General features: G+C 45.3%; 8 protein-coding genes. 2 read left to right on the top strand and 6 right to left on the bottom strand.

All coding sequences use genetic code 11. From position 1 onward, the window contains the following. Nucleotides 1-126: 126 nt before the first annotated feature. Nucleotides 127-930, top strand: a complete 804-nt coding sequence (locus ACVBIK_RS18400; RefSeq protein ID WP_447161072.1) for a class I SAM-dependent methyltransferase — start codon at nucleotides 127-129, stop codon at nucleotides 928-930. 107 nt (nucleotides 931-1,037) lie between these two features. Here the strand turns inward: ACVBIK_RS18400 and ACVBIK_RS18395 are convergent, their stop codons facing one another. The 6 genes from ACVBIK_RS18395 to hslR form a co-directional block, all read right to left on the bottom strand. Next, nucleotides 1,038-2,894: a M14 family metallopeptidase gene (locus ACVBIK_RS18395; RefSeq protein ID WP_447170242.1), complete on the bottom strand. Its 1,857-nt coding sequence runs from the start codon at nucleotides 2,892-2,894 to the stop codon at nucleotides 1,038-1,040. Between the two features lie 242 nt (nucleotides 2,895-3,136). Further along, complete coding sequence (locus ACVBIK_RS18390) at nucleotides 3,137-3,346, bottom strand: helix-turn-helix transcriptional regulator (protein WP_447170241.1); 210 nt, start codon at nucleotides 3,344-3,346, stop codon at nucleotides 3,137-3,139. After that, nucleotides 3,343-3,765, bottom strand: coding sequence for a hypothetical protein (locus ACVBIK_RS18385; RefSeq protein ID WP_447170240.1), 423 nt, complete (start codon nucleotides 3,763-3,765; stop codon nucleotides 3,343-3,345). Before ACVBIK_RS18385 ends, ACVBIK_RS18390 begins: the two co-directional genes overlap by 4 nt. A gap of 302 nt (nucleotides 3,766-4,067) precedes the next feature. After that, nucleotides 4,068-5,609 (bottom strand): phosphoenolpyruvate carboxykinase, encoded by a 1,542-nt coding sequence (locus tag ACVBIK_RS18380; RefSeq protein ID WP_447161076.1) that lies wholly within the window; start codon nucleotides 5,607-5,609, stop codon nucleotides 4,068-4,070. A 254-nt stretch (nucleotides 5,610-5,863) separates the two neighbouring features. Continuing rightward, nucleotides 5,864-6,724, bottom strand: coding sequence for an Hsp33 family molecular chaperone HslO (hslO, locus tag ACVBIK_RS18375; protein ID WP_447164606.1), 861 nt, complete (start codon nucleotides 6,722-6,724; stop codon nucleotides 5,864-5,866). A 39-nt stretch (nucleotides 6,725-6,763) separates the two neighbouring features. Further along, nucleotides 6,764-7,162 carry a ribosome-associated heat shock protein Hsp15 gene (hslR, locus tag ACVBIK_RS18370; RefSeq protein ID WP_447161077.1) on the bottom strand — a complete coding sequence of 133 codons (399 nt, stop codon included), beginning with the start codon at nucleotides 7,160-7,162 and terminating at the stop codon, nucleotides 6,764-6,766. Between the two features lie 268 nt (nucleotides 7,163-7,430). On the opposite strand from hslR, the gene gspC reads away from it, so the two are divergent. Beyond that, nucleotides 7,431-8,348 carry a type II secretion system protein GspC gene (gene gspC / locus ACVBIK_RS18365; RefSeq protein ID WP_447161078.1) on the top strand — a complete coding sequence of 306 codons (918 nt, stop codon included), beginning with the start codon at nucleotides 7,431-7,433 and terminating at the stop codon, nucleotides 8,346-8,348. The last annotated feature ends 47 nt before the right edge of the window (nucleotides 8,349-8,395 follow it).

Below are 8,395 nucleotides of genomic sequence, written 5' to 3'. Positions count from 1 at the left end.
AACCTAGAACCTAGAACCTAGAACCTAGAACCTAGAACCTAGAACCTAGAACCTAGAACCTAGAACCTAGAACCTAGCACTCGTTAATACTCGAGCTAGATTTTAAAATCATGTATGGAAACAGAAATGGATTATTTATCAGTTAACCAGCAAGGTTGGGATAGGCGTGTACAGACCCACGTTACTTCAGCGTTTTATGATGTCGCAGGTTTTCTTGCGGGTAAGAGTTCACTGCAAGAGATAGAGCTGGCTAACTTAGAGGTTAAAGGTAAAAATCTACTGCATCTGCAATGTCACTTTGGCCTCGATACCTTGTCGTGGGCACGTATGGGCGCCAATGTTACCGGTGTCGATCTATCGCCCGCCGCGATTACTCAGGCGCAGTCACTTGCTGAGCAGACTAAGCTAAATGCGCAGTTTATTTGTAGTGATGTGTATAGCGTGACAGAAAGCATAAGCCAACAGTTTGATCTGGTTTTTACATCATATGGTGCAATTGTTTGGTTACCGGATCTCGATAAGTGGGCGCAAATAATAGCGAGCAAGTTGGTGGCTGGTGGCCAGTTTTATATGGTGGAGTTCCACCCAGCGCAGGCAGTGTTTGAGGGCTATAGCTATTTTCATCAAGATGCGCCCGATATAGAAGATGAAGTGACCTATACCGAGAACGCTAATGACGATACCCATACCTTTATGAGTTGGTCGCACTCGTTGTCTGATGTGATTAACGCGCTGATCAAAGCAGGGCTAGAAATTAACTCGTTAGATGAATTCCCCTTTAGCCCCTATAACTGTTTCGAGGGCTTAACTGAAGAATTGGTCGAAGTGGAACTGCCGCAAGGTTCTGAGCAGCGACAGCGCTATTTTGTTGAGCAAAAAGGGCAGCGTTTGCCGTTAACCTATGCTATATCTGCGACTAAAAAGCGCTAAAAATGGCGGGAAATACCTTATCGGTAAAGGTGTTGGGCACGCTTTTTGAAGTAAAAACAGCGCCAAGAGGCGCTGTTTTCGTATGTTTGAATACTAGAGCGGCAGAATTAGTGGCCTCTTAGCACTGGGTACTTAAGGTATTGATTATCAAAGTATGGGCTTCGCTCATAGAACCAGCGTAACCTTGCCTTGGGGTTTGCGGCAAACTCAGGGTCGTTAAGTGACTTATCAAACTCAGCCAGCAGAGCGGGATCATCCTTTAGCATCTGCGCGGCGAGTGGTTCTACGGCATAGTTTTCAATATATTCGGTACGAGTAAATATCGGATTGAAAAATCCCCACTGGAACAGGGAGTCGGGCGATTGTGGCTCAAGTAGCAATATGGCGAGATCGCCTAAAGGCTGCTTTGTATCGATGCGAACGGTACCAGCAGGTAGCTGGGCGTCTATAGCCTGGCTAGAGACTGTCGCCTTTACACGTTGACGCCCCTCATAATCATTATTGGCAAAGCTTGGCTCGGAAAATTGATATTGTTGTAGCGTGAGTTCTGTTGGTTTGCTTAGTGTCGTCATGCGAATACCGTGAACACTTAAACGCTCGATAACCTCTTGCCACTGTGGTGGAATGTAATAGGCATCAGGACGGTTAACCTTGATATCGGCTTTCGTGCCGCCAATGACAGGCAGGTTGGCATATAGTTTAGGCTCACCGTTCCAGCGCACGATATCGTTACCACTAATAGCGCTTTGCTCTAGCGTGTAGCCAATACCTTTAAAGTCCCAGCCCTGTGCTTGCTGCTCTTGTTGCCAAGTTAAGGTGACTCTAGGTGAATAGCGATATTTGTCCTGCTTAATCGCCGATTTGAGCTTGGTGCTATCGTTGGCAATGGCTTTAAGGCTGGATTCGAGCATCACATAGGTGCCGAGTACCCGTTGTTTAAACGGTTTTAAGCTGTGATTTTCTATTAAAATAGTCGGCAGATGACGCGCATCACCATAACCGTTAGAAAAGCGTGGGCTAGCGTTCCACAATGACATGCCTTTGGTGATGTCTGCATTATCTATCGCAAATACTAATGGTCCAGGCACATGTCCTTGCTCGGTCAGTGATGACTCTATGGCGGGGCGGTAGCTGTTTTCTAGCCAGTTGTAGATCGCAGGGCTCTGTCCTTGGGCTAGGTTGTAGCCAAAAGTGACATCGTATTGATAGTCGATGCCGTCGGTAACATGCACGTCGATATACAAGTCTGGCTGCCAAATATTGATCGCCCGTAGCATATGCTGCATCTCTGGGGTGTCGGCTTTGGCGTAATCTCGATTTAGGTTTAAGTTTTGCGCTGTAGTGCGCCAGCCCATATTAACCGGACCTCTTTGATTCACCCGGTTGTATTCGCTTGAGCGTTCGTGACCATCGACACTGAAAATAGGCACAAAGAGTAAGTTGGCCTTATTGAGTAGCTCAGCTTTACCGTTAAACACGATATCGCGTAGCAACATCATGCCTGCATCTTTACCGTCAATTTCGCCAGAGTGGATCCCTGCCTGCACCAGTAAAGTAGGCTTGTTGTTGCTTGATAAGCTTGCTGCATCATCGAAACCCTCTTTTGAGGCGACAATCATCCAGATCTCACGCCCCTGCGGACTCTGTCCAATGCTGACTTTTTTCAGCATATCGCTTTGGCTAATGAGTTTGTCTAACCAGGCAAAGGTTTCGTCATAGCTAGGGCTGGTTTTAAGACCATTCTGTTCAAAGGGTGTCGCCCAATCAGCATCTGCCACCACGAGTAAAGACTCGCTATCGCCATGCCAAGGCATGATGGGTGGCAATATCCCATCGTTGATATAGGTGGTGGCTAATTGAGGAGATGCAGCATGGTCGTGGCTGCTGGCTTGGTTAGCCGCAAGGCTGAAGTTACTCGTGCTGACAGCCAATAAGGCGATGGCCGATAAGGGGGTTAAGCGCATGGTCGGGTACCCAATCTTAAGATCTGTTTTGAATTATTATTAGGCGGTTATATTTCCTTAAACGAGTGATAAGTGCAACAGCGCAACTGTTTCTAAATATGAGTTTCAATTGCTTTCAACTTTCGAATGGGTGCAGATATAGATAGGCCTTAGGTTTGAGTGAGGAGCCTAAGGCCTATATATTTATGCGTCGCAGCTAATTTCAAACCATCCGTGATTCAAGTTGCATGGGGAGCGTCGGCCTAGCTGATGGCGACTTCAGTTTCATCTTCAAAAATGGCCTCAATTGGCATTGCAAATAACCGCGCCACCTTAAAAGCTAACGGCAAACTCGGATCATACTTGCCTTTTTCAATGGCATTAACGGTTTGGCGCGAGACTTCGAGTTTTTCTGCCAAGTCGGCTTGGGTCCAGTCGCGCTCAGCTCGGAGCACTTTTAGACGATTCTTCATCGGTAACTGATCCTTCCTTTAATAATGCCGACCATGTAAGTCACAGCGATTAACGCAATCAGGTAGGCGGCATTGAGTGGCGGCACAATACCGCTATTTGCCAATATTGAATAGCTGGAAAAACTAATAATGGCGACGCCAACCGACAACGCTAAGGCATCGAGCTGCACCTTGCGCTCCATCTCATCGAGCTGTACGAGAAAATGTCGATAAGATACCAACATGGCAATACCGATAAGTGTGTGTATGGAAAATGCTAAGGTGATTAACAAGCCGCTGTTGAGTAATTCATGCTCACTTAAAAAGATGCTTATCATTAATGTGATCGCCCAAAAGAGCGCTAGTAGATTCACTCTATTGGCATTTTTAAGATCGCGCTTAGGTAAACCCTTGGCGCATATCGCTTCGATGATTTTCATGATTACAGTTCCTTGTGTATTGGCTTTAATATTATTGATGTAAAGCTTGCTTGACTTAAACAGTAGCGGTTTGAAAATCACAAGTCAAGCTTGCTTTACTTTAAGTTTGCTTGGCTTTACACCTTTATTTAGAACGAGTACTGAGGGCACTTGAGGTTGCTATCTAATTTATAAGTGGTTTTAGGAGGTTTTAGACAAAAAAATCCCAGCATAGGCTGGGATCCTTATTAGCGTAAAATACTAAGTTTGACAGTACTTCGCTTATTGTGGCGCTCAAAATTAGGCGCTGGGCTTAAAGCTTATTAAGCGTTAGGGCCGGCATTTTTGATTGAATCCGGTACCTGATACTTCTCGAAGTTAGCCTTAAAGCTGTCAGCAAGGTGCTGAGCAAATTCGGCATACTTAGCTTTATCATCCCACGTGTTGACAGGGTTGAGTAACTTGCTGTCTACGCCAGGGATGGCTACGGGTACATGTAGGTTTAGTTTCTCTAAGTACTCAGTTTCAACGTCTTTTAGCTCACCTGATACGATGGCATCGACAATAGCGCGAGTTGTTGGAATGTCAAAACGCTTACCAATACCGTGTGGACCGCCAGTCCAGCCTGTGTTAACCAGGTAAACTTGACTACCGAAAGACTCGATACGCTTCATCAGTAGCTCAGCATAAACACCTGCTGGGCGTGGGAAGAATGGCGCACCAAAACAGGTTGAGAAAGTCGACTGAATAGCGGCTGTTGAGCCCATCTCAGTAGAACCTACTTTAGCGGTATAACCCGACAAGAAGTGGTAAGCGGCTTGCTCCTTGGTCAGCTTAGATACTGGTGGCAGAACACCTGAAACGTCACAGGTTAAGAACACTACCGCATGTGGCTCTGCGCCGCAGTTATCGAGCTTACGCTGTGCGATATGCTCCAGCGGGTATGCTGCACGGGTGTTTTCTGTCAGTGTTGAATTGGTGTAATCCGGTACACGATTTTCATCGGTGACGACGTTCTCAAGCACGGTACCGAAACGAATCGCATCCCAGATCACTGGCTCGTTCTTCTGGCTCAGATCGATACATTTTGCGTAGCAACCGCCTTCGATATTGAAAACACCGCCGGGTGCCCAACCGTGCTCATCATCACCGATAAGGAAACGCTTAGGATCGGCTGAAAGGGTCGTTTTACCTGTGCCCGATAGACCGAAAAACAGCGTGGTATCGCCATCGCTGCCAACGTTAGCCGAGCAATGCATTGGCAATACGCCCTTAGCGGGTAGCAAGAAGTTCTGTACTGAGAACATCGATTTTTTCATTTCACCAGCATACTTAAGGCCTGCTAACAGGACTTTACGCTCGGCAAAGTTAATAATGACAGTCGCGTCAGAGTGAGTGCCATCGCGCTCAGGAACACACTCAAAACCTGGTGCATTCATGATCTGCCATACTGGCTTGTCGGCCACATTAAATTCTTCAGGTACGATGAATAAGTTGCGAGCAAACAGCTGGTGCCATGCGTATTGAGTGGTGACTTTTACGGGTTGATAGTGCTCTTTGCTTGCGCCGACCTCTAAGTTTGATACAAAGGTATCTTTATCACTCAGGTAAGCTTCTACGCGGTTCCAAAGTGCGGTAAATGCATCGGCTTCGAAAGGTTTGTTTACTGCTCCCCATTCGATATCAGCTTCAGAGCCTGGCTCTTTAACGATAAAGCGGTCATTAGGAGAACGGCCTGAGCGCTCACCCGTCTTTGCAACTAAAGCACCATTAGCGGTCAATTCGCCTTCCCCACGCGCTAACGCAAGTTCGACTAATTGGCCTGTTGAAAGGTTAAGGTACTCGCGGTTTGATCCATCCGGCATAGGTAAGGTCTCCATCTTTAAGGTTATAATTGTGTGCTGATCTATAGCGCCAGCTTTTATTTGTGAGGATTGTAACGTATGCAGATATGAATGTGTGCTATAGATCAAAAAAAATGACAAAAAGTGATTTTGGAGTGTTTTTTGTTGACATTTTTATAGGCTAGTTAAAATGAATTAGACTTAATTTTGAATATAAAAAAGGTGCTCTTAGAGCACCTTTAATTGGTTGTTTAAACGCGTAAGCTCAACGGTATTTATTGAGTGATATTGCTACTTTGAGCGTCGGCAAAGATGGCTTCAACATCAATAGAGTCAAAGATATATTTGCTATTACAGTATTCACAGCCCATTTCAATTTGACCTTCTTCAGCAAGAATAGAGTCGACCTCTTCTTTTGCTACTGTGCGAATGGCTTTTGCACTGCGCTCTTTTGAACAGGTACATTTGAATGTCACAGCGACAGGTTCAAATAAACGGACTTCTTCTTCGTGATATAAGCGATGCAATATCTCTTCCGCTTCAAGCGTAAACATCTCTTCTTGTTTAACGGTTTCAGTCAGTATTGATAAGTGCTCAAATTCTTCGTTGTGATTGCCATCAGTTGGCAATACTTGCAGGAATATACCCGCAGCTTGCTTAGTGTCGGCAAATAGCTTGATTTTGGTTGGTAGCTGCTCAGATTGTTCGAAATAACCTTCTAAACATTGCGCTAGGGTTTCTTTATCTAGCGCGACAACACCTTGATAACGCTCACCGTCATCAGGCGTTAGTGTGATAACCATATAGCCTTTACCAAACATCTGCTGCAGATTAGCATTGTCGCTAATCTCGCCGTTCCAACGTGATACGCCGCGAAGCTGTTGTAGGTTATTACCGTTGATTACCGCTAACGATACTGGGCCGTCACCTTGCAGTTGGATGCTGATATCACCACTAAACTTTAAGGTCGCGGTTAGTAATGACGTTGACGCCATTAGCTCGCCCAATAGCATTTGGATAGCTAGTGGGTATTCATGCGCTGCAAGTACTTCTTGGTAGCTGCTTTCTAGCTGTACCAATTCGCCGCGTACGCTAGCGTTTTCAAATAGGTAACGATTTAGGTTGTCTTTGTTCATCTGTTCGTTCATCTGTTCGTTCATTTCGTTTTCCAATTTTTAGCTTTCTTTAAAGCGCATAATCTGGCGACGTTGTTTCTTATCCGGCTTCTGTTCGGGAGCGGGATTATTAAGAATATTTAAACGTCTCTGCTCAGCATAGGTTTCTCGCTTGGCTATGCTTTGCGGTGTTTCTTCATAAAGGGTTTGTGCTATCGACCCTTTTTGGCGGTGTTCTGACAATTTGACTATGACAATCTCTTTTTCGTCATAGCCTTGTCGTAATCTAATGGTGGCGCCAAGTTCTGCGTATTTGCTCGATTTTGCTCGCTGACCGTTATAGTGTACTTTACCACCATTAATCATCTCTTTTGAGATGGCGCGCGTTTTATAAAAGCGTGCAGCCCAGAGCCATTTATCAAGCCTTACTTTAATTGCTTGTTGCTCGTCGTCATTCATGAGCGACTCCAGTGAGAAATTAACTATTATAAAGTAGGGTGAGCTCACAAGCTCAGCAGGAATATACAAATCTTTACTGTCTGGCTGGTAAAATAGTGGCAGGCTTCACACCCTTTTTAGGCGCGTAAAGTTAGCATATCCGGTCAATTATCGCCAACATTGCTGCAGTTATGGTCTTGTTGCTAAAAGCAGTGTAGGTTAGCATGAGTCAGGATTTACTAAATTATTATAATCAGAACAGAGACCTGTACAGAGGGTCCACATAAATATGGATTTATTAGATAAGTTTTTAACCAAAGCGGCTGGTGTGCCTCAAAAGCCCGTCAGCACGGCGGTATTTAGCATTGGGCTTTTGATAGCTCTTTACTTATTAGCTCAAATCACATGGAAATTAGTACCTGAGAACTCAGCGACCACGCGCTGGGTACCTACCCCTGTGGCAAGCAATGCTAGCGGCCAAGTCAATATTCTTGGTCTGCAACAACTCTCCCTTTTTGGTCAGCCTGATGCAGCGGGTGCCAAGCCTAAAGCCGCTCCGGTTGAAGAAATTATTACCGATGCCCCTAAAACATCACTTTCTATTCAGCTGACTGGTGTCGTGGCCTCGACGACTGAAAAGAAAGGGTTAGCGGTTATCGCCTCTAGTGGTAGTCAAGACACTTACGGCTTAGGTGACAAGATTAAAGGGACTTCAGCCTCACTCAAAGAGGTGTATGCCGACCGCATTATTATTACCAATAGTGGTCGTTACGAGACCTTGATGCTAGACGGTTTGGATTACGATACCAACGGCGCAGCGAATCAACAGTTGCAAAAAGCCAAGAGTGCATCTAAAGGTAAAACTATCGATAATCGCAATAATCGCACGGTAGCTGCTGAATTGAGTCAATCCAGAGAAGCCATTTTGGCCGATCCGGGTAAGATAACCGACTATTTATCAATTTCGCCAGTGAAGAGCGCTGGAGAGCTGAGTGGGTATAGGCTTAATCCGGGTAAAGATCGAGAACTGTTTAAGCAGGCTGGTTTTAAAGCCAATGATTTAGCCAAATCAATTAATGGCTATGACTTGACTGATATGGGGCAGGCGCTAGAAGTGATGGCGCAGTTACCTGAAATGACAGAAGTCGCCTTAATGGTTGAGCGAGATGGTCAGTTAGTCGAAATTATGTTTAGTCTGCCAGAGTAATCTTGGCCGAAGATAACAATAGAATTTGCAGTAATACAAAATTTTAG

This window comes from Shewanella sp. 125m-1 (assembly GCF_052977065.1).
Note: the sequence above shows the minus strand (reverse complement) of the source record. Positions and strands in the feature narration are given on the sequence as shown.